This is a genomic window from Streptomyces sp. NEAU-sy36, from assembly GCF_013423905.1.
GTDB classification, from domain to species: domain Bacteria; phylum Actinomycetota; class Actinomycetes; order Streptomycetales; family Streptomycetaceae; genus Streptomyces; species Streptomyces misionensis.
The window spans coordinates 2,368,625-2,389,258 of sequence record NZ_CP058977.1; the positions used below are offsets into that span (position 1 = coordinate 2,368,625).

Consider the following 20,634-nt stretch of genomic DNA (forward strand, 5'->3'; position numbering starts at 1 on the left):
CAACGAGGAGAGACGTGAGCGGCAAGGGTGCACCGGAACTGTCCGTACGCAACGTGAGCGACCTCCGGGTCGCCGTCATCGCGGCGCAGTGGCACGAGAAGGTGATGGACGGCCTGGTGAACGGCGCCCTGCGCGCCCTGGGCGACCTGGGGATCGACGAGCCGACCCTGATCCGGGTGCCCGGCAGCTTCGAGCTGCCGGTGGCCGCCAAGGTGCTCGCCGGACGGGGCTACGACGCGGTGGTCGCCCTCGGCGTCGTCATCCGCGGCGGCACCCCGCACTTCGACTACGTGTGCCAGGGCGTCACCGCGGGCCTCACCCAGGTCTCCGTCGAGACCGGCGTCCCCGTCGGCTTCGGCGTGCTCACCTGTGACACCGAGGAGCAGGCCCTGGACCGGGCCGGCATCGAGGGGTCCACCGAGGACAAGGGCCACGAGGCGGTGATCGCGGCGGTGTCCACCGCGGCCACGCTGCGTTCGGTATCCGAACCCTGGCACTGAGGCACCGGCCGGAGCGCGTAGGGTAAGGACCACCATGTCCAAGAAGACGTTCGAGGAGCTCTTCGCCGAGCTCCAGCACAAGGCCGCCCAAGGCGATCCCGCCACCTCCCGCACCGCAGAGCTGGTCGGCAAGGGGGTCCATGCCATCGGCAAGAAGGTCGTCGAAGAGGCCGCCGAGGTCTGGATGGCCGCCGAGTACGAGGGCAAGGAGGCGGCCGCCGAGGAGATCTCGCAGCTGCTGTACCACGTCCAGGTGATGATGGTCGCCCGCGGGATCTCCCTGGACGACGTCTACGCCCACCTCTGACCGACCCGCCGTACCCCGCCGCGGAGCCCCGCGGCGCCCCCCGGAAACCCCTTCACGCAAAGGAAGCCGACCTCATGCTGCGCATCGCCGTCCCCAACAAGGGTTCCCTGTCCGGCCCTGCGGCGGACATGCTGCATGAGGCCGGCTACCGGCAGCGCCGCGAGTCCAAGGAACTGCGGATCGTCGACCCGGGCAACGAGGTCGAGTTCTTCTACCTCCGCCCCCGCGACATCGCGATCTACGTCTCCTCCGGCCGCCTGGACATCGGCATCACCGGCCGTGACCTGCTGGTCGACTCCGGCGCCGACGCCGAGGAGATCCTGCCGCTGGGCTTCGCCCGCTCCACCTTCCGCTTCGCCGGCAAGCCCGGCACCGCGAGCGGCGTCGAGGACCTCAAGGGCCGCACCGTCGCCACCTCCTACGAGGGGATCGTCGCCCGGCACCTCGCCGACAGCGGCGTCGACGCCTCCGTGGTGCACCTCGACGGCGCCGTGGAGACCGCGATCGAGCTGGGCGTCGCCGAGGTCATCGCCGACGTCGTGGAGACCGGCACCAGCCTGCGCAACGCGGGCCTGGAGGTCTTCGGCGAGCCGATCATGAAGTCCGAGGCGATCGTGATCCGCCGTACCGGCGCGGACACCGAGGAACCCAAGGTGCAGCAGTTCCTGCGCCGCCTCCAGGGCGTCCTCGTGGCCCGCACGTACGTGATGATGGACTACGACTGCCGGGTCGAGCAGCTGGAGAAGGCGGTCGCCCTCACCCCCGGCCTGGAGTCCCCGACCGTCTCCCCGCTGCACAACGAGGGCTGGGTCGCGGTCCGCGCCATGGTCCCCGCCAAGGACGCGCAGCGGATCATGGACGACCTCTACGCCATCGGCGCCCGCGCCATCCTGACCACGGCCATCCACGCCTGCCGCCTTTGATGAGTACACCGATGTCCGAGCTGCCCACCCTCCCCGTCACCTTCCGGCCGGGCCACACCCGGGCCATCCTGCTCACCGCCGGCGTGGTGATCTTCCTGACCATATCGGGGATCGCCGTGCTGCTGGAGGGGCTCGGCCCGGGGGAGCGGCTGAGCTTCGTGGTCACCGGGGCGCTGATCTTCTGGGTGCTGGCCAAGCTGGCCCGGGTGAAGGTCGTCGCCGACGAGCAGGGCGTCACCGTCGTCAACATCGCCGGCACGCGCCGTCTGGACTGGGCGGAGATCCTTCAGGTGAACCTCCGTCCGGGCGATCCCTGGGTGTTCCTCAACCTCAGCGACGGCACCAGCCTGCCCGCGCTCGGCATCCAGCCGGGCCTCGCCAAGCAGCGCGCGATCGCCGACGCCAGGGCGCTGCGGGCGCTCGCCGAGGCCCGCTCCGCCGCCCGCCTCGGGGAAGATCAGGGCTGACTCGGGGCCGCCCACCCTGCCCGCCCGGCCCCCGTCTTGATTAATCTGGTGGGCGGAGGCCGCGCCGAAGCGCCTCCGCCCCTGTGCGCCGCCCGGTGCCGGGGGTTCCTGCTACCCGAGGAGTGAATCCCTCCGGCGATGGACGGATCGTCCTGTAGTACCTGCGCCGCCCCCACCCGACATACCGGGAAGGCGGCGGCATCGTGACCACCCCCCTGCTGCTCCTCGCAGCCGCGTTCCTGCTGATTCTCGCCAACGGATTCTTCGTGGCGGCCGAGTTCGGCCTGGTGACCGTGGAACGCCCCGAGGCCGAGAAGGCCGCGGCCGACGGCGACAAGCGCGCGCGTACCGTCGTGGAGTCGCTGAGGCACCTGTCCTTCCAGCTCTCCGGCACCCAGCTCGGCATCACCATCACCTCCCTGGTCGTCGGCATGCTCGCCGAACCGGCCCTGGGACGGCTGCTGCGCGGCCCGTTCGCCGCCCTCGGCCTGCCCGGCGGCGCCGCCTCCGGCACCGCCGTGGTCGTCGGCATGCTGCTGGCCTCCGCGATCCAGATGGTGATCGGCGAACTCGTGCCCAAGAACTGGGCGGTGTCCCGCCCGCTCCAGGTCGCCCGCTTCGTCGCGGGCCCCCAGCACCGCTTCTCCCGGCTGTTCCGGCCGGTGATCGCCGCGCTCAACACGGTCGCCAACCGGCTGGTCCGCGCCCTCGGCGTCGAACCCGCCGAGGAGCTGGCCTCCGCGCGCACCCCGGGCGAACTGGTCTCGCTCGCCCGGCACTCCGCACAGGCCGGCGCCCTGGAGCAGGACACGGCCGACCTGTTCGTGCGCACCCTGTCGCTGGGCGAACTGACCGCACAGCACGTGATGACCCCCCGGGTGAAGGTCAGCGCGCTCCAGGACTCGGCCACCGCCGAGGACGTGGTCAACCTCACCCGGGCCACCGGACTGTCCCGCTTCCCCGTCTACCGGGAGAAGATCGACGAGGTCGTCGGCATGGCCCACCTCAAGGACGCGCTCGCCGTCCCGGCGCACGACCGGCTGCGCACCCCCGTCGGCCGGATCGCCCGTCCGGCGCTGCTGGTCCCCGAAACCCTGCCGGTGCAGCCCCTGCTGGCCCGGCTGCGCAGCGAGCAGCCCATCGCGGTCGTGGTGGACGAGTACGGCGGCACCGCGGGCGTGGTCACCCTGGAGGACATCGTCGAGGAACTGGTCGGCGAGGTCCGCGACGAGCACGACGCCAAGGACGTGCCCGAACTGGCCGTCGCCCCGCCCGAGGACGGCAGGCCCGCCTGGGACGTGGCCGGCAGCTGCCGGGTCGACATCCTCAAGCGGATAGGCCTCGACGTGCCCGAGGGGCCCTACGAGACCGTCGCCGGGCTGGTCGCCGACCTGCTCGGCCGGATCCCGGCCCCCGGCGACCGGGCCGAGCTGCCCGGCTGGCGGCTCGCGGTCCGCCAGGTCGGCCACTACCGCGCCGAGCGGGTCCGCCTGGTCAGGACGGCCCCGGCGGCGAACATCGCGGAGGCCGTCCGATGAGCGTGTTCCAGCTGTTCTTCGCCGCGCTGCTCGTGCTCGCCAACGGCTTCTTCGTCGGCGCCGAGTTCGCGCTCGTCTCCGTGCGCCGCAGCCAGATCGAACCGCTCGGCACCGCGCGGGCCCGCCAGGTGCTGTACGGCCTTCAGCGGCTGCCCCAGATGATGGCCGCCGCGCAGTTCGGCATCACCGTCTGCTCGCTGACCCTCGGCGCGGTCGCCGAACCGACCGTGGCGCACCTGCTGGAGCCGCTGTTCGAGGCGGTCCACCTCCCCGACGGCGTGATCCATCCGCTGGGCTATGTCATCGCCCTGGCCGGGGTGGTCTTCTTCCACCTGGTCATCGGCGAGATGGTGCCGAAGAACCTCGCCATGGCGGCGCCCGAGAAGGCGGCGCTGTGGCTCAGCCCCGGACTGGTCTGGTTCGCCCGTGTGTGCAAGCCGATCACCGTGTCCCTGGGCGCCGTCGCCCAGGCCGTGCTGCGGCTGTTCCGGGTGGAGCCCAAGGACGAGGTCGAGGCGGTCGTCACCAGCGAGCAGCTCAACCGGCTCCTGGAGGACTCCGGCGAGGCCGGCCTCCTCGACCCGGAGGAGCGCGAACGCCTGGAGGACGCGCTGGAACTGGGCTCCCGCCCGGTGACGGACGTCCTGCTGCCCCGCGAGTCCCTGGTCACGGTGACCCCGGCGGTCACCCCCGGCGAGATCGTCCGGCTGACCGCGCGCACCGGCTACTCCCGCTTCCCGGTCGCGGCGACCGAGAAGGGCGCGTTCATGGGGTACGTCCACGTGAAGGACGTCCTCGACCTGGAGGACTCCGAGCGCGCGGTGCCCCAGAACGTCTGGATCCCCATGACCACCCTGCGGGCCGAACTCCCCCTGGACGACGCCCTCACGGTCATGCGCCGCGCCGCCACGCACCTGGCCCAGGTGGCCGACGCGTCCGGCAAGGTCCTGGGGCTGGTGGCCCTGGAGGACGTCCTGGAGATGCTGGTGGGCGAGGTCCGCGACCCGGCTCACCGGGAGATCGCCGACATGCGGCTGACCGAGCCGAGGGTGAGCGGGGAGCCGGAGCAGGCGCTCGCCACCTAGGGTCTCTCCTTCGGACCGGACCCCGGCGGAGGCGGCGCGGGGAGCCGGGCGGACCGCCCGGCTCCCCGCGCCCCACCCGGGTGCGGGCCGTACCTACCCCGCCGACGGATCCTGCGGCCCCCGGCCCGACAGCACCTCCCCGTACGCCTGCATCAGATCGGCCAGCCGCAGTGTCGCGAGGTCCTCGCGCGACAGCGCCCCCGCGTACGTCGACAACCGCAGATCCCGGTAGGCGCAGCTCTTCTCGTACAGGGTGCGCAGGAACCGTCCGTTCCCCAGCTCGTCGATCCACCCCTGCTCCACCACGTGCCCGGCGATCGACCGCAGCTCCTCCAGCGCCTCCTCGTCCCACAGGTCGCCGTTCTCCCCGGCCAGCACCTTCCCGATCTCGGTGAGTTCCGCCGGCCGGTAGGAGGGGAAGTCGACACGGGTGGTGAACCGGGACGACAACCCCGGGTTCGCGGCGAGCAGCCGGTCCATCCCCTCGGGGTACCCGGCGAGGATCACCACCAGGTGGTCCCGGTTGTCCTCGGCCCGCTTCAGCAGCACCTGCAGGGCCTCGTCCCCGTACGCGTCCCCCTTGCCGTACCCGGAGTTGGAGAGCGAGTACGCCTCGTCCACGAACAGCACCCCGCCGATCGCGGAGTCGATCAGCTCATTGGCCTTCACGGCGGTCTGTCCGAGGTACTCGCCGACCAGATCGGCCCGCTGCGCCTCCACCAGGTGGTCCCCGCCGAGCAGGCCGAGGGCGTAGAAGACCCGGCCGAGGATGCGCGCCACCGTGGTCTTGCCGGTCCCGGACGGACCGGAGAAGACGAAGTGCCGTTTCGGCGGCTGCACCGGCAGCCCCTGCCCGGCCCGCAGCCGCGCCATGTTCAACTGCGCGGACAGCGCCTTCACCTGGCGCTTGACCGGTTCGAGCCCCACCATCCGCTCCAGCTCGGCGAGCGCCTGTTCGAGCAGGGCGGGGTCGGTCGGTCCGGTGGGTATCGGCGAGCCGGTGCCCCCGGTCCGGTCGCGGACCACGGGGCCGGCCACCGACGGCAGCGGCCCGGTCGGCAGCTCCGGCTCGGGCAGCCGCAGATCCCGCCCCTCGGTGCCGAACAGCGGGTCGAAGCCGTCCGGCCCGTCCACGGTGTCCGTGCCGGTCAGCGTGATCGCGGCGAGGTCGGCCGCGTCGTCGTACCCGTCCCCCTCGGCGATCGCCGCGAGCCGCGCGGAGGTGTCCATGAAGGCGGGGTCCACCCGGTGCACCGCGCGGTACAGGGGGAGCGCGGCGGCGGAGCGGCCGGTGCCCTCGTGCGCCCGCGCCAGCCAGTAGCGCAGCTCCTTGCGCTGCGGCTGTTCGCTGCGGCAGCGCATCAGCGCCGCCGACAGCAGCGGCTCGGCCTGGCCGTACATCTCCAGCCGGACCCGGGCCATGCCGCCGAACAGCCCGGCCTCGATGCCGAGCAGCGCGTCGTCCAGCAGCGGATCGGTGTGGCGGACCAGCTGCTCCCAGTCCTTGACCAGATAGGCGCGGCAGGCGTGCAGGAAGCGGACCTGCGGGTCGGTGTCGACCGGCGGCAGCCCGGCCAGCGCCCGGTCCAGCTCGGGCACGTGCCGGCCGTCCAGCCAGTGCGAGGCGTGGGCGAGCAGCAGATCACGCGGGTTCTCCAGCACCGGCTGCACCCACCAGCCCAGCCAGTACCAGGAGTTGAGCGATCTGCGATGGCGGGCGCGCTGTTCCCCGAAGCGCTCGCGGTGCCGGAACATCCGCAGCAGCGCGGTGGTGGTGTCGACCCGGAGCGCGTGCAGCCCGAGCCAGCCGTCCGCCATGCCCGGGTCCATCCGCACCGCGGCCCGGAACTCCTCCTCCGCCTGCGGATAGGCACCCATCGTGTAGGCGTCGACCCCGCGCAGCCAGGCGAGGTCGGCCGGGGCCTCGGGGCCCTGCGTGCCGAAGTCCATCACGTCCCCCACAGACCGTGCCCCCGTGGTTCACCGCCGGACGGTCGTCCGGCGGCCGCCGCGGCCGAACCGCCGTGCCGCGGACCGGAGTTGCAGGTGCGCGAGGCAGCCGCCGAGGTCGCACCAAGGGCATCGTACCCGCGGTGTGTCCGCGGGCCGTAGGGTGCCGCAGGGGCCGTTCGGCGAGGTGGGAGCGGACGGGGCGGGGCAAGGCGGTGACCGAGGGTGACGGAATCGGTGCGCGAGGGCCCCGGAAATTGGTCCGCGGGCAGAACGAAGCCCCCGATCACGGGGGAACAACCGGGGGCTTCGCGTCTTCGGGCGGCTCCGAAAGGCCGCACATTGAGAACGTAAGTCCTGTACGGGCCCCGGGTCAAGCGAAGTTGGGGCACTTGGGCAAGTTGGCCGACAAGACTCTTCACGACTTCACCACACAGCCGACGGCCCATCACTGAGGGTCACATCCTGGCCTGACCCCGGCTGTCGCCCGGGCCCCGGTGACACCTCGTACCCCTCGGCCGTCTGCCGCACCAGAAGACCGGCGTGGGGGCGCGAGGGGTCCGCGGCGAAGTGTGCGCGCTCCGCCGCGACCCAGCCGTCCCAGAACTCGCGCTGCTCCGCCCCGTCCCGCCGCCGCCCGCGCGCCCAGGACTCCTCGCGGGGCAGCTCCATCCACAGCAGTTCGGCCAGGTACGGCCGCAGCGCGCGGCGGCCGGCGCCGACACCCTCCAGCAGGACCACCGGCGCGGGCGGCAACGGGCGCGGCGGACCGAAGGCGCGCGCACGCCAGTCGTAGGGGGTGTAGGCCGCGGGCTCGCCCTGGGAGAGCGGGCGGATCACCTGGGCCAGCAGCCGGTCGGTCCACTCGAAGAGCTGCTCGTGGCTGGCGATGTCGTCGAGGTGGAGCACCGGTGCGCCGCCCAGCGCGGCGGCCAGCCGCCCGGCGAAGGTCGACTTGCCGGAGCCGGCGTGCCCGTCGACGCCGACCAGCCGGACCGGTCCGAGGGACGGGGGGAGCCCGCGCAGCCGGGCGGCGAGGAGCTGAATGACGATTCCCGAGGTGTGGTGCGGTGTGGGAGGTTTTCCGGAAAGAGTGTAGTGGCGGCGCATGGCGACGGGTCCCGCGAGGCCGCCGGACCCAAAGAAGGTTACGGTTTGAACCATCGCTCGGGAGTCCTCACGGTCTTCGATAAACATTCTCGAATCCCCTGACCGATATGTCGAATTCGGCGTTCCGGGGGTCCCCCGCGCTGAGTAAGGTGCCTCCTGCGCAACCGCGAGAAGCGGTGAACGCGGACAGGGCAAGGGGACAAGGCAGGGGACATGGCCGCGGAGTTATTCGAAGGGCAGTATGTATGGCACCCGGCGGCCGACGACCGAGTCCTCGCCGGGGTTTGCGTCGATGTCCGCGCCGGGCGTTATCGGCACGCGTACGAGGCGCTCGCCGAGACCCGTTCCGACTTCGCCCTGCGTGCCCACCGCTCGCTGGTCCTCGCCTCCGAGGCGGCCGGCACCGACCTGGTGGAACGCTGGCTGGACGAGGAACCCTCGCCCGAGGCGGCCCTGATGTGGGCCCGCGTCGCCGTCCAGCGCGCCCTGCGCGCGGCCGACGCCCACGACGACCGTGCCGAGGCATTGGAGCGCATAGCGCTCACCGCCTGCGACCGGGCCGCCGCCCTGGACCCGAACGACCCCACGCCCTGGGTGGCCAAGCTGGCCATGGCCCGGCTGCACCGGTTGCGCGACCCCGCCCCGCAGGGCCTGCTCACCTCGCCGCCCGGCCCCTGGCGGCTGTTCGCGCACATCCTCTCCCTGGACCCGTGGCACCGCGAGGCCCACCACCGCTTCCTCTCCTTCTTCTTCACCCGCCACGGCGGCTCGGTCAACGCCGCCTGGGACGTGGCCGCCTTCCTCAGTCAGCGGGCACCCGCCGACTCCGCGCTGCGGCTGCTGCCCCTGGTCGCCCTGGTGGAGAGCTACAACCCGACCCAGCTGCTCGCCGACCGCGTCTGGGAGCAGCCCCAGTGGCGCGCCACCGCGCTCGCGATCTACCACAACTGGCTGCCCGCGGCGACCGGTTACCGCTTCACCCCGGTGCTCGACCTGGCTTACCTCGCACACGCACTGGTCATGGGCCAGCGCGAGTTCGAGGCCCGGGCGGTCTTCACGGCGATGGGCCCGTACGCCTCGCGCATGCCCTGGAGTGCCTTCGGTGATCCCGCCGAGCAGCTCTCCCGGGCGCGCCGCGCCTGCGGTCTGCCCGTCCCGGGTCCCGCCTGACCTTTGCTCGTCCCCGTCCCCCCTCGTCGAGCGCCCGTCCGCGGTGGTCGAGAGGCATCGAGAGAAAGGCCGATCTGTGTCGGAACGGATGTCGACCCCACGGGCCGCGGCCCGCGCGGGAAAGGACGCGGTCGTGCTCGACGACGACGCGACCCTGCACGCGATGGGCTATCCGCGGAAACTCACGCGCCGTTTCAAGGCGTTCGACAATTTCGCGATCTCCTTCACCATCATCAATATCCTTTCGGGTATCTTCTCGTCCTTCGGATTCGGTATGAACGCGGGCGGGCCCCGCATTCTCGTATTCGGCTGGATCGGTGTCTCGCTCATGGTGCTGCTCATCGGCGCGGCCATGGGCGAGGTCGCCTCGGCCTATCCGACGAGCGGCGCCCTCTATTTCTCCGCCGGTAAACTCGCCAAGCGGCACAAGGGCGCCTGGTCCTGGTACACGGGCTGGCTGAATTTCGTGGGACAGATCGGTGGCACGGCCGCGACCGGTTATGCGGCGGCCACCTTCATCCAGGCCTTCGTGCAGTTGCAGTGGCCCTCCTACCAGCCGACCGTCCACCAGACGGTGCTGATCACGGCCGTGATCATCGTGGTGCAGGGGCTTGCCAACACCTTCACGGTCCAGCTCGTCGCCGTCCTCAACCGCATTTCCGTGTGGTGGCTGCTGATCGGACTCGTCGTGATCGTGGGCGCACTCATAGTGATACCGGATCACCATCAGTCGGCGTCCTTCGTGACGCATTTCGAGAACAACACCGGCTTCACGAGCGGGCTTTACGGCGGCATGCTGGGCCTGCTGGTCACCAGCTGGACCTTCACCGGGTTCGACGGCAGCTTCCACATGTCCGAGGAAACGGTGCAAGCCACGGTCAACGCGCCCAAGGGGATCACCCGCGCCATCGGCTATTCGGCGATCACCGGCCTGGTCCTGATGCTGGCATTGGTCTACAGCATTAAGGACTACGCCAAGGAGGCCGCGACGGACGCGCCGCCCGTCCAGATCCTCATCGACGGCCTCGGCCTCGGCACCGCCAAGGTCATGCTGCTCATCGTCATCGGCGCCATGCTCTTCTGCGGCCTGGCCAACCTCACCAGCAACACCCGGCAGATCTTCGCCTTCTCCCGGGACGGCGCCATGCCCGGCTCCCGCTGGTGGCACTCGGTCTCGACGCGCACCCGGACGCCCGTCAAGGCCGTCTGGCTCGCGGTGGGCTGCTCGCTGGCCCTCGTGGTGCCCGGCTGGTGGTCGCACACCGCCTTCACCGCGATCGTCAGCGTGAACGTGGTCGGCCTCTTCCTCGCCTACGCCGTGCCGATCTTCCTGCGGCTGCGCCTGGGCGACGCCTTCCAGCCCGGCCCGTGGCACCTGGGCCGCTGGGGCAAGCCGATCGGCTGGCTGGCCGTGGTCTGGATCGCGCTCAGCAGCGTCCTGTTCATGCTGCCCCAGGCCTCACCGATCACCGCGTCCTCCTTCAACTACGCGCCGATCGCGCTCGCGGTCGTCCTGCTCGTGGCCACCGTCTGGTGGTTCGCGACCGCCCGCCGCCGCTTCCAGGGGCCCATCAGCTACGGCCGCCCCGACGAGATCGCGGCCATGGACCTCATCTGACCCACCGCCACGAGGCCCCGGCCCCGCACCGCCACGGTGCCAGGGCCGGGGCCTCGGCGCTCCCATCACCGGTCCAGACCAATAATCATGGCGCGGCATCCGCCCAAGTGCTGGCAGGGGCCCTGCGGCTGTTCCATAGTTGGCGCACGACGTGCACATGATCCAGTCAGCACTCCGGACACCTGGGGGTAGTCGCGCCCATGAGCAGAGCCCAACAGCCGTCCCGCAGAACCGTTCTCGCCGCCGCGGTCGCCGCGGCGGTGGCCGGTGGCACCGCGCCCGCCGCGGCGGCCGGCCGGCCCGACCCGGTCGCCGACGCCGACGACCCCGGCCGGGCGGGGGACCGCCCGATCGACTACCACGCCTGGACCACGTACGGCGAGTGGCGCGGCGGCACCTCCCAGGGCACCCGGGCGGTCTCCGGGCGCCGCCCCGGCGTGGTGCTCGCCGCCCCCGCGGGCAGCACCGACTACACCGACCCGCACACCGGCACCACCGCCACGTGGGAGTACGCCACCTGGACCTCCCCCCGCCACCACCTCGCGGTGCCGGCCACCGAGGTCGTCTCCTCCTGGAACGCGCACACCCCCGAGGGCACCTGGATCCAGATCGAGCTGTGCGGCACCTACTCGGACGGCTCCGACACCCCCTGGTACGTGATGGGCCGTTGGGCGGCCGGCGACCAGGACATCAAGCGGACCTCGGTGGACGGGCAGAGCGACGGCAAGAGCAGCATCTGGACCGACACGTTCGCCATCGACGACGCCTCGACCGGTCTGCGACTGGTCTCGTACCGGCTGCGCCTGACGCTGTACCGCAGGCCGGGCACCCGGCTCACCCCGACCGTCTGGCGGCTCGGCGCGATGGGCTCCGACATCCCCGACCGCTTCACGGTCCCGGCCTCCACGCCCGGCCTCGCCCAGGAACTGGTCGTACCGCGCTACTCGCAGGAGATCCACAAGGGGCAGTACCCGCAGTACGACAACGGCGGCGAGGCCTGGTGCAGCCCCACCTCGTCACAGATGATCGTCGAGTACTGGGGCGGCCGGCTCGCCCCCGAGCAGCTGTCCTGGGTCGACCCGTCCTACGCCGACCCGCAGGTGGACGCGGCCGCCCGCTACACGTACGACTACCAGTACCAGGGCTGCGGCAACTGGCCGTTCAACGCCGCCTACGCGGCCACCTTCGCGGACCTCCAGGGCGTGATCACCCGGCTCGCCTCGCTCACCGACCTGGAGACGCTGGTCGCGGCCGGCATCCCGGCCATAACGTCCCAGTCGTTCCTGAAGACCGAGCTGACCGGGGCGGGTTACGGCACCTCCGGCCACCTGATGACCGTGATCGGCTTCACCGCGGACGGTGACGTGATCGCCAACGACCCGGCCTCGCCGAGCGACGACGCCGTACGACGGGTCTACAAGCGACGCGAATTCGAGAACATCTGGCTCAGGACCAAGCGCTACAACGCCTCCGGCGCCGTGGCGTCCGGCACCGGAGGCGTCTGCTACCTCTACTTCCCGGCCCATGTATCCCCAGCTCAGAGGCGTGCACTGGCTTCAGTCGGAGTTCGCTGACACGCGAATGCCGGGCCTTCCCGATGATGGGAAGGCCCGGCATTTCCCGTGCCGATCTTGTTCTGGGGAGCGTCTGGGGAGATCCACTTCTAGGTGGTCTCGAACCAGTTCTGCATCGCTGAGCGGCCCCGGCCATCTGCCTCGGGCATCATGTGCGCGTAGATCCGGAGTGTGATCGACGGATCCGCGTGGCCAAGCCACCTTGAGACTGCCACGATCGGTTCCCTGGCGTCCAGCTGTACTGAAGCGAACGTATGCCGCAGTGCATGGAAGCCGTCCTCCCGGCTTTCCGTATACGTCAGGACGGTCCGGTTGACTCCGGGCCGGTGCCGGATCGGCTGCTTGGTCACCACCGGGGGAGGAATCACTCCGGCTGCCGCCAGCGCCGGCTTCCAGATCCGCGTATCGAAGGCGTCGCGCCTCATGGCGCCGCCACGCGCTCCTGTGAAGATCAGCGCGTGAGTCTGCGGCTTGCGCTCCTTCTGCTCGCGTTCGGTCGTCGGCGGCCGAGGATCCTTCCAGGGCAAAGTGATCTCCCGGGCTGGTCGGCGCGACAGGGAGTCCTCGATGCGCTTCAGCAGATAGTCCGGGACGGGCACCTCGCGGGTCTTCTCGCCCTTCGGGAGCGCGAAGGCCAGCTGCGCCCCTACCTTCTTGACCTGGCGACGCACGAGGATCCGCTGACCGTCGAAGTCGACGTCCTCAACGGCCAGGCCGAACACCTCGCCCGAGCGGAGGCCGGCGCCGACGCCAAGGTCCACGCACAGCCGGAAGCGTTCGTCCATTGCCTCCTGTACAGCAAGCACCCGCTCTTTGCTCCAGGCCCGCGGCTTCACCGGGGGCTTCGACGGAACATTCAGCGTGGTCTGCTTGCGGCACGGGTTCCTGGTGAGCCGTTCGTCGTCGATCGCGGACTGGAAGATCGACGAGAGGTAGCCCCAGGCTTCGTTCGCCGTTCCCGGTCCAACCGTGGCCTTCAGCGTGTTCAGCCAGTCGGCGAGCTGCGCCGTCTTGATGCCGTTGAGCTGATGGTCGCCAAGGTGCGGGATGATGTGGTTCCAGACCCGCCCCTTGACTGTGCGCTCGGTGGAGGGGTTCTCGTAGCCGCGCCGCGGCCACCACTCTTCGGTGATGTAGTCCTTCAGGAGCATGTGGCCGCGGCGCGGGTCAACGAACTCGCCTGAGACCGACTCGTGTTGGGCCTTGGCCAGCCATGCGTTCGCTCCGTCAGGGCCGTGGAGCTTCGTGAAGGAACGGTCCTTGACTCCGGGGATGCCCGCGACTCGGTACCGCTTCCCCTTGCCCCATCGCTCAGTTTTTCGCTTCTCACCGGTGGCCGGGTCGGGCTTCTTGGTCATCCACCGGTCTTCGATGTACCCGGGCATGCGGTCCCCTTGCGTCTGCGCGTCAGACGGTCACCGTTTCCGGTGAGTCCATTGTGACGATCTCACCCTGCCAGAGCTGGAACCACTGGCCGCCGGCAAGGAACTTGGCGATGGCAGGGTTGAGCACGCGAACAAGGAGCTCTGCGGGGACGCGGGGATAGATGTGCAGCCGAACGGCTCCGCAGTCCTCGCGGATCTGCACGCATGAACGGAGGTCCACCTCGGGGTCGAGGACGTATTGCACGGTGAGCGGGCTGTCGGGCGAGTCGGCAGAGAGGTACTGGCCTCGCCATATCTGGAACCAGCCGCACTCGCCGACGAAGGCGGCGAGTGCTTCGTTGAGCGCCGGGACAAACTCGCTGGCATACGTCCCGGCGCTGATCTTGATGGTGACCCGGCCGCGGGCCTCGGTGATGTCGACGAGTTGGCGGGGATCGATGTCGTGGGTGGCTTCATACACAACGCGCAACATGCGCCCTCCCGTGGTTGCGAGTGCTCTTGTGCGACATGAGTCGGAAGTGCACGTCGTGGAAGGGTACGTGCCGTGACTGGATCACGACAATCCGTTGTGGTGAATGTCTACTTAGGGACTTTCCTAGTGGTCCTGGGTGTGCTGGGCGCGTCAGGACTACTCGTTGTCCCGGCGGGCGCGCTCGTCGGCCTCGATCATTGCTCGCCACCGGCGCAGCTCGGACTCGGGCATGCCTGCCAGGTGTCCCACGATGATGCGCACTTCGTCGTTGTAGCCGGCCAGCTCTGTTGCCTCGTATTCGAGCCACTGGGCTGCCGCTGCCGCTTTGATCCGCCGCTCGCTCACGCCCAGCGCGTTCGACAGGGCCTTGAGCTGCTTCGGGCTGGGGGAGTTGGCCGGCGGATTGGTGACGAGGCGCTGAAGGTAGGGCTTTGACAGCTTGGTGCCTGAGTCGTGGTCGACTGCCCGCTCGGACATCTTGGAGTAGGAGAGGCCTCGCTCGTTGGCGTCCTGGATGAGCCGTGAGAGCGCACCCCTGGTCGGCGCTGCCGTCCCGGGTTCCGGGTCGGTAGCCGCTGCCGTCATGTCCTCTTCCTCTCGGGTCACGTCAGTACCAGCTGTCTCTATAGGGGGCGGCGGGCGTCGAGAAAATACCAGCTCAGCCACTACAACCATTCAGGATCGGAGACGATCCGTCTACGGATGAATGCTATCGAGCCATGCCGCGTGCCGATAGTCGCATCCAAGTCGTCTCGGATCTGTAGACGGCTCGTCTCGACTGTGCTTAGCTATGTCAGGCAAACAGCTCCGCACGACACGGGGGACTCGTGAGCCCGAGACGCTACGCCCTGCTCAACACCCAGATACTCAGGCACTGCATGCAGCACCCAGGTCGTGGAGAGTCCTTCTCGGTCCGCTCCCTGGCCGACGCCTCCGGTGTCGGGCAGGGGGTCATAGAGAAGCTCCTCACTGGCCGACAGCGCACGGCGGACGTCCTGGATGCCACAGCCCTCGCGGAGGCCCTTGGGGTCGCGATCCTGGTCCTTTTCGCGCCCCCTGCGTCTCCGGTCTCGAACCGTTCGTCTCGACAACACGACCCTACGAGCGAGGAATAGAACAATGCCGATCAACCAGCCCAAGACGCCCCCGAAGGGGTGGCTCTGGAGCGAAGACGCCGCCGACTACCTCGGCGTTTCCGTCACCACCCTCTACCGGTGGCGACGTGACGGATACGGGCCCAAGAGCAGCATCCACGGCCGCCGCCGGTACCGGTACAAGGTCTCCGACCTCGACGCCTGGATGGAGATCGACTCCGAGCCGGCCGATCTGGCCCGCGTCGCCGCCTGACGCGGCACGCAATGAGGCCGCCCCGGTCGCACCCGAGACGGCCAGACCCACCCACACCATCCGTGAACAGAAGGGCAGATCAATGCCATCATCCCAGACTCCAGCTCTCATGAAGGCGCGCGCCTCAGCCGCCGAGATCCTCAAGCAGGACACGGGAACCGACTACCCGAAGTGGCGACTGATCGCCACCGACAGCGAGTCCCTCACCGGTCTCGCTCCCGTCTGCAACGGCGAGCGCACCGACGCGCTGCACGAGATCCCCGACTACCCGGGCGGTCCGGCCCGCGACGAACACGGCGTCTACGACTGCTGCCCGTGGCCGCAGATCGAGACGTACTCGACGGCGATCGCCGCGTATCTGGTGGAACTGCTGAACGCGGACGCCGAGCAGGTCGACGGCGGTGCCCAATGAGCGACCTGACCGCGTTCGAGCTGCTGCTCCGCGACAACAACCTGGTTGGCCCGTCGCCGTTCGAGGTCGCCTTCGACCAGGTCGAGTCGCAGATCGAGGTCGGCACCCCGGTAGCGGTGGACGTCCTCGACATCGCCCGCGCCGCCTGGGACTGCCTGCCCGACGAGGCCGCCCGCGAGGAGGCCCTGGACACGCTCTTCTACGGCTGGTGGGAAGCCCGCCAGGCCCGCACCGAGCAGGCCGGGGGTGCGCTGTGAGCGACTACCCCGAGATCGCCGCCCGCTTTGCCCGCGAGACCGCCGGCCACGAGATGCACGTCCTGCACCAGGACGGTCTCTACCGGCACCTCGTCTTCACCGACCCGGCCGGCAGCTTCTACCGCTTCGACCTGATCACGTGGCCGCACAACCTGTTCCTTCGCGGCGACGGCTTCAGCTTCGGCTTCTCGATCTACCCGGCCGACGACATCTTCAACATGTTCCGAGGGTCGCGCCACGACGGCATCAACCCCGGCTACTGGCAGGAGAAGGTCACCGCCGGGAAGGTCCGGGACTGGTCGGAGAGCCTGTTCCGTGCCTGGGTCCTCAGCGAGGCCACGGCGGCGGAGGCCCGCTATCCGGGCGCCATCGAAGCCGTAACCAAGCAGATCCTCCACTCCGACGAACACAGCACCGAGTACCAGGGCACCGCCGAGTACGCGCTCGCCTCCTTCAGCCACGGCGACTTCCGGCTGCGCTTCCCCCACGACTGGGAGAAGGACTTCGAGGACTACTCGTGGGAGTACCTCTTCGCCTGCCACGCCGTCCTGTTCGGGATCGACAAGTGGGATGCGGCCCGGAAGCAGGTGGCGGCATGAACGCGGAGCAGTGGAACGAGCGCTACCCGATCGGCACCCCGGTCATCGCCTACCCCCTCACGCGGCCCGAGGACCACAACCCCGACTTCTTCATGCAGCTGAACACGGTCACCCGAACTCCGGCGTGGACGCTGGGCAACGGCGAGCCTTTGGTCTCCGTCGTCGGCTACGCGGGCGGCATCTGCCTTACCCACATCGACGTGCGAACCGCGGCCACGCCGGGTGAGCTCGCCGAAATGCGGCACCTGCTCTACGACGCCGACGAGGACGCCACCACCCCCGCCTTCCCGTACCCGGCACCGGAGGTGGCAGCCCGATGAGCGAGCAGCCGCACCCCGCATCGACGGACCCGCGGGTGGGCCTGAACCCGACCGGCCGCCCACGCCGGTCATCCGCGGCCAGCCGCCGCAAGCACGACCGCCGCGCCAAGGAGGCGAAGTGAGCGCCAGCACCCAAGCGTGGCCGTTCGGCTCCGACGCCATCCAGGACGACCCGCTGACCGCACTCCGCATCCCGGTGGTGGGCAGCTTCCGCCCGATGTGGCGGTACGTCGCCGCCTACCTGAACACGGCCACGCCCGACACCCCGGACTACCTCACCGTCCCGCCGTTCGCCAGCATGGAGCGGCCGACGGAAGCCGAAGCGCAGATGCTCGCCTCGTTCATCCGCGAGTACATCACCCACTGGTTCCACGAGGGCTACCAGGGCAGGCTCGCCCGGCGCCCCTTGGACGTCGACTCCGGATGCAACACGATCATCTTCGTCAAGTACGGTCCGGATGACTGGGGGTACGGCCGCGTCTCGTGGGAGTACGGCCCGACGTTCATCCCCGGTCCTCCCCGGGCACGCGGCACCGAGTTCGACCATCCGAAGCACCCCGGCCCGCTGTCCCTGGTCCAGGTCATGGATCTGGCGCACACGATCTGCGACGAGCCGATGGAGCGCTGGACGCGCTGGAAGGCCGACCACCCGGAGATCTTCGGAGCGGAGGCCGCCCGGTGACCGCCCCGGCCGATGAACTGGCCCGGCTTCGCGCCCGCGAGCAGGAACTCCTCGACCAGATCGCCCAGCTCACCAACGAGAACCACGAGCTGCGGTTGGCCGCCAACGCCTCCCGCAACTTCAAGGCCAGCCACGCCGCCGGCTACATCGACCTCGACCTCGACCGCATCTGAGCCGCCGGTCTGGCGGTGACAGCCCCCGCCAGACCGGTGACCCACCTTCGCGCCTTCCCTGGAGAACGCCTTGGACACCGTCCCGTACACCTTCCACAGTCACCGGGAGACCGGCACCGTCGACGCGGTACAGCCCGTACCGGGCCTGTTCGTCTACCAGCTTCCCGAGCACCTGCGGCACCCCTACTACCCGTGGCTGCTCGGCCACACCAGCGGTAAGTGCATCGCCGCGTTCGAGCGGTACGGCCACGCCATGGAGGCCGCCGACATCATCGCCGACTTCACCGACTGGACGCGCACCGCCGACGAGCTGATCGCCGACGTCGACGCCTACACCCTGTGCGACCGCATCGAGAGCTTCACGGCCGGTCTGTTCGTCAGCGCCAAGCCGCTCGACGTCGAACAGGCCGCCTAACCCACAACCCCACAGCCGCCGCGTGACGCGCTCCCCTCGCGCTCCGCGGCCCCCGAGGCGGCTCGCCCCGGACATCCCCCGCCGGGGTGAGCCGCCGCCCATCAGCACACCCTCAGGAGCCCCAGATGAGCGTCACTGACCACCCGTATCCGGCACCAGACGGCATCCTGATCGGCCACCTCACCCCCGGCACCGCCGCCTGGGAGGAAGCCCGCACCGGCCTCACCATCACCGCCACCGAGATCGCCGCAGTCGTCGGCCTGTCGCCCTGGCAGTCGAAGTTCAGCCTCTGGCACAAGAAGGCCGGCCTGCCCACCCCGCCGTTCGAGATGAGTCCTGCCGTCGAATGGGGCAACCGACTTGAGGACGTGGTCGCCCAGAAGTGGGAGGACGAGCACCCCGGGAAGCTGGCCGCCCCGGCCGGCACGTGGCGGCACCGGCAGCGGAAGTGGCAGCGCGCCACCCCGGACCGGCTCATCTACCCGCAGCCCGCAGGCGAGTTCGAGATCCCCGACAAGGCGGAGTCGCTTCTGGAGGTGAAGACCAGCCCGTTCGGCGACGAGTGGGGGCCGACCGGCAGCGACATCATCCCCATCCACTACCGCTGCCAGGTCATGTGGCAGATGGACACGCTGGGCCTGCACCGCACCCACTTCGCTGTCCTCATCTCCGGCCACGACTACCGCGAATACACCGTCGACTACGACGCCGACGAGGCCCGCATCCTCCGCGACGCCGCCGAGCGCTTCCTCGACGACGTCCGTCGCGGCATCCGCCCGGACATCGACGGCGACACCGCCACCTACCAGACCATCCGCGTCCAGGCCGACGGGCTCGAAGACCGCGACGTTGAGATCCCGTTCGGGCTCGTCTGCCGCTGGGACGACGCCTACCGGGCCCTGGCCAAGGCGTCCGCCGACCTCACCCAGGTCCGCGGCGAGGTCCTCGACCTCATCGGCGACGGCAAGCGGGCCGTCTGCGAAGGCCGGCGCATCGCCTACCGCACCGTCCGCGACGGCGCGACCCACTCCCTCAACCCGTACCCGATCCGCGAGGACGCCGCATGAGCCAGATCAGCAACGCCATCGCCAAGCGGGACAACGGGCCCGCCGCACGGCTGGAGCAGTACCGCGACGAGTACGCCGCCCTCGTCCCTTCCCACGTCAACGCCGACCAGTGGATCCGCCTCGCCGTCGGCGCCATCCGCGGCGACGAAGACCTCATGCAGGCCGCCCAGAACGACATCGGCGTGTTCCTGCGGGAGATGAAGACCGCCGCCCGCCTCGGCCTGGAGCCCGGCACCGAGCAGTTCTACCTGACCGCCCGCAAGAGCAAGGCCCACAACTACGCCCTGATCATCAAGGGGATCGTCGGTTACCAGGGCATCGTTGAACTCATCTACCGGGCCGGCGCCGTCTCCACCGTCATCGTCGAAGCCGTCCGCCAGCGCGACACCTTCCGCTACGTGCCCGGCCGCGACGACCGGCCCATCCACGAGATCGACTGGTTCGGCGGCGACCGCGGCCCCCTCGTCGGTGTGTACGCCTACGCAGTCATGAAGGACGGCGCCGTCTCCAAGGTCGTCGTCCTCAACCAGCAGCGCATCGCCGAGATCCGCGCCAAGTCCGACAGCAAGGACTCCAAGTACAGCCCGTGGCAGACCAACGAGGAAGCCATGTGGCTCAAGTCGGCGGTCCGGCAGCTGGCCAAGTGGGTGCCCACGTCGGCCGAGTACATGCGGGAGCAGCTTCGCGCTCAGGCCGAAGTCGCCGGAGAACTCGCCACCCCCTCCATCGCCGGCGCACCGCCGATGCCGCAGCCGTCCGTCCTGGACGACACCGACCCCACCTACGACGAGCCCGTCGAGGGCGAACTCGTCGACTGACCAACCGCCTTCGGGGTCCCGCCCGCCGGAAACAGGCGGGACACCGCTTGCTCTAGGAGACCACGTGATGACACAGCTCCAGTTCCCCGAGCCGACACACAGCACCGTGTCCGCGGCGGTCGGCGAGGCCGCGAAGGCCGACGGGATGGCCCGCGCTGAGGCCAGCACCCCCATCGACTGGGCGACCGCCTGCCAGAACGGCATACGGGAAATGGCCCGCCGCGGCGTCCCCTTCCAGGCCGCCGACCTGATCCGCGAAGGACTGGTCGACGAGCCCGAGCACCCGGCGATGTGGGGCCCCCAGTTCGGGATCGCCGCCCGCGCCGGAGTCATCGAGCACGCCGGAGTCGTCCCGTCCACCCGCTCGACCGTCCACCGCTCGCTGTGCCGCCAGTGGACCGGAACCGCCGCCTACCGGCAGACGGCCGCCTGATGGCCACCCACC

At 70.1% G+C, this 20,634-nt stretch carries 26 protein-coding genes; 21 read left to right on the top strand and 5 right to left on the bottom strand.

Annotated features, from left to right (window positions below; genetic code table 11):
- The first annotated feature begins 14 nt into the window (after positions 1–14).
- From ribH to HZZ00_RS10835, 6 genes are all read left to right on the top strand, one after another.
- Entirely contained in the window at positions 15–500 is a 486-nt protein-coding gene (gene ribH / locus HZZ00_RS10810) for a 6,7-dimethyl-8-ribityllumazine synthase (RefSeq protein ID WP_070030021.1), read from the top strand.
- A gap of 34 nt (positions 501–534) precedes the next feature.
- The gene (locus HZZ00_RS10815; RefSeq protein WP_070030020.1) at positions 535–807 is read left to right on the top strand and encodes a phosphoribosyl-ATP diphosphatase; all 273 of its coding nucleotides are present in this window, start codon (positions 535–537) and stop codon (positions 805–807) included.
- 74 nt (positions 808–881) lie between these two features.
- Entirely contained in the window at positions 882–1,730 is an 849-nt protein-coding gene (hisG, locus tag HZZ00_RS10820) for an ATP phosphoribosyltransferase (protein ID WP_070030019.1), read from the top strand.
- A gap of 11 nt (positions 1,731–1,741) precedes the next feature.
- Positions 1,742–2,197, top strand: coding sequence for a PH domain-containing protein (locus HZZ00_RS10825; RefSeq protein ID WP_070030018.1), 456 nt, complete (start codon positions 1,742–1,744; stop codon positions 2,195–2,197).
- A 203-nt stretch (positions 2,198–2,400) separates the two neighbouring features.
- The gene (locus HZZ00_RS10830) at positions 2,401–3,735 is read left to right on the top strand and encodes a hemolysin family protein (protein WP_180331972.1); all 1,335 of its coding nucleotides are present in this window, start codon (positions 2,401–2,403) and stop codon (positions 3,733–3,735) included.
- Positions 3,732–4,820 (top strand): hemolysin family protein, encoded by a 1,089-nt coding sequence (locus HZZ00_RS10835; RefSeq protein WP_070030016.1) that lies wholly within the window; start codon positions 3,732–3,734, stop codon positions 4,818–4,820. The genes HZZ00_RS10830 and HZZ00_RS10835 overlap by 4 nt, the downstream gene beginning before the upstream one ends.
- Positions 4,821–4,913: 93 nt before the next feature.
- Here HZZ00_RS10835 and HZZ00_RS10840 read toward each other — a convergent pair whose 3' ends face one another.
- Positions 4,914–6,770, bottom strand: coding sequence for an AAA family ATPase (locus HZZ00_RS10840; protein WP_180331973.1), 1,857 nt, complete (start codon positions 6,768–6,770; stop codon positions 4,914–4,916).
- A 426-nt stretch (positions 6,771–7,196) separates the two neighbouring features.
- Complete coding sequence (locus HZZ00_RS10845) at positions 7,197–7,880, bottom strand: uridine kinase (RefSeq protein WP_257585738.1); 684 nt, start codon at positions 7,878–7,880, stop codon at positions 7,197–7,199.
- A 213-nt stretch (positions 7,881–8,093) separates the two neighbouring features.
- Between HZZ00_RS10845 and HZZ00_RS10850 the strand changes: the two genes are divergently transcribed.
- The 3 genes from HZZ00_RS10850 (at position 8,094) to HZZ00_RS10860 (ending at position 12,242) form a co-directional block, all read left to right on the top strand.
- Positions 8,094–9,050, top strand: coding sequence for a hypothetical protein (locus HZZ00_RS10850; protein WP_180331974.1), 957 nt, complete (start codon positions 8,094–8,096; stop codon positions 9,048–9,050).
- Between the two features lie 76 nt (positions 9,051–9,126).
- On the top strand, positions 9,127–10,668 hold the full coding sequence (locus tag HZZ00_RS10855; protein ID WP_180331975.1) for an amino acid permease: 1,542 nt from the start codon (positions 9,127–9,129) through the stop codon (positions 10,666–10,668).
- A 200-nt stretch (positions 10,669–10,868) separates the two neighbouring features.
- A complete protein-coding gene (locus HZZ00_RS10860; RefSeq protein ID WP_180331976.1) occupies positions 10,869–12,242 on the top strand; it encodes a peptidase C39 family protein in 1,374 nt (457 codons plus the stop codon).
- 89 nt (positions 12,243–12,331) lie between these two features.
- Here the strand turns inward: HZZ00_RS10860 and HZZ00_RS10865 are convergent, their stop codons facing one another.
- The 3 genes from HZZ00_RS10865 to HZZ00_RS10875 all read right to left on the bottom strand — a co-directional run bounded on the left by HZZ00_RS10865 (position 12,332) and on the right by HZZ00_RS10875 (position 14,684).
- Entirely contained in the window at positions 12,332–13,627 is a 1,296-nt protein-coding gene (locus HZZ00_RS10865) for a site-specific integrase (protein ID WP_180331977.1), read from the bottom strand.
- A 22-nt stretch (positions 13,628–13,649) separates the two neighbouring features.
- Positions 13,650–14,099: a hypothetical protein gene (locus HZZ00_RS10870; RefSeq protein ID WP_180331978.1), complete on the bottom strand. Its 450-nt coding sequence runs from the start codon at positions 14,097–14,099 to the stop codon at positions 13,650–13,652.
- A 156-nt stretch (positions 14,100–14,255) separates the two neighbouring features.
- Positions 14,256–14,684 (bottom strand): hypothetical protein, encoded by a 429-nt coding sequence (locus tag HZZ00_RS10875; protein WP_180331979.1) that lies wholly within the window; start codon positions 14,682–14,684, stop codon positions 14,256–14,258.
- A 534-nt stretch (positions 14,685–15,218) separates the two neighbouring features.
- Between HZZ00_RS10875 and HZZ00_RS10880 the strand changes: the two genes are divergently transcribed.
- The 12 genes from HZZ00_RS10880 to HZZ00_RS10930 all read left to right on the top strand — a co-directional run bounded on the left by HZZ00_RS10880 (position 15,219) and on the right by HZZ00_RS10930 (position 20,622).
- Positions 15,219–15,446, top strand: coding sequence for an AlpA family transcriptional regulator (locus HZZ00_RS10880; protein WP_180331980.1), 228 nt, complete (start codon positions 15,219–15,221; stop codon positions 15,444–15,446).
- 109 nt (positions 15,447–15,555) lie between these two features.
- The gene (locus HZZ00_RS10885) at positions 15,556–15,858 is read left to right on the top strand and encodes a hypothetical protein (protein WP_257585740.1); all 303 of its coding nucleotides are present in this window, start codon (positions 15,556–15,558) and stop codon (positions 15,856–15,858) included.
- A complete protein-coding gene (locus tag HZZ00_RS10890) occupies positions 15,855–16,115 on the top strand; it encodes a hypothetical protein (RefSeq protein WP_180331982.1) in 261 nt (86 codons plus the stop codon). The genes HZZ00_RS10885 and HZZ00_RS10890 overlap by 4 nt, the downstream gene beginning before the upstream one ends.
- Positions 16,112–16,714 carry a hypothetical protein gene (locus tag HZZ00_RS10895; protein WP_180331983.1) on the top strand — a complete coding sequence of 201 codons (603 nt, stop codon included), beginning with the start codon at positions 16,112–16,114 and terminating at the stop codon, positions 16,712–16,714. The genes HZZ00_RS10890 and HZZ00_RS10895 overlap by 4 nt, the downstream gene beginning before the upstream one ends.
- Positions 16,711–17,034 (top strand): hypothetical protein, encoded by a 324-nt coding sequence (locus HZZ00_RS10900; RefSeq protein WP_180331984.1) that lies wholly within the window; start codon positions 16,711–16,713, stop codon positions 17,032–17,034. Before HZZ00_RS10895 ends, HZZ00_RS10900 begins: the two co-directional genes overlap by 4 nt.
- Positions 17,031–17,156, top strand: coding sequence for a hypothetical protein (locus HZZ00_RS38280; protein ID WP_257585741.1), 126 nt, complete (start codon positions 17,031–17,033; stop codon positions 17,154–17,156). The genes HZZ00_RS10900 and HZZ00_RS38280 overlap by 4 nt, the downstream gene beginning before the upstream one ends.
- Positions 17,153–17,716, top strand: a complete 564-nt coding sequence (locus tag HZZ00_RS10905; RefSeq protein WP_180331985.1) for a hypothetical protein — start codon at positions 17,153–17,155, stop codon at positions 17,714–17,716. The genes HZZ00_RS38280 and HZZ00_RS10905 overlap by 4 nt, the downstream gene beginning before the upstream one ends.
- Positions 17,713–17,889 (top strand): hypothetical protein, encoded by a 177-nt coding sequence (locus tag HZZ00_RS10910; protein WP_180331986.1) that lies wholly within the window; start codon positions 17,713–17,715, stop codon positions 17,887–17,889. Before HZZ00_RS10905 ends, HZZ00_RS10910 begins: the two co-directional genes overlap by 4 nt.
- Before the next feature lie 70 nt (positions 17,890–17,959).
- Positions 17,960–18,304 carry a hypothetical protein gene (locus tag HZZ00_RS10915; protein ID WP_180331987.1) on the top strand — a complete coding sequence of 115 codons (345 nt, stop codon included), beginning with the start codon at positions 17,960–17,962 and terminating at the stop codon, positions 18,302–18,304.
- 125 nt (positions 18,305–18,429) lie between these two features.
- Entirely contained in the window at positions 18,430–19,371 is a 942-nt protein-coding gene (locus HZZ00_RS10920) for a YqaJ viral recombinase family protein (protein WP_180331988.1), read from the top strand.
- Complete coding sequence (locus HZZ00_RS10925) at positions 19,368–20,189, top strand: recombinase RecT (RefSeq protein ID WP_180331989.1); 822 nt, start codon at positions 19,368–19,370, stop codon at positions 20,187–20,189. Before HZZ00_RS10920 ends, HZZ00_RS10925 begins: the two co-directional genes overlap by 4 nt.
- 67 nt (positions 20,190–20,256) lie before the next feature.
- Positions 20,257–20,622, top strand: coding sequence for a hypothetical protein (locus HZZ00_RS10930; RefSeq protein WP_180331990.1), 366 nt, complete (start codon positions 20,257–20,259; stop codon positions 20,620–20,622).
- Positions 20,623–20,634: the final 12 nt, after the last annotated feature.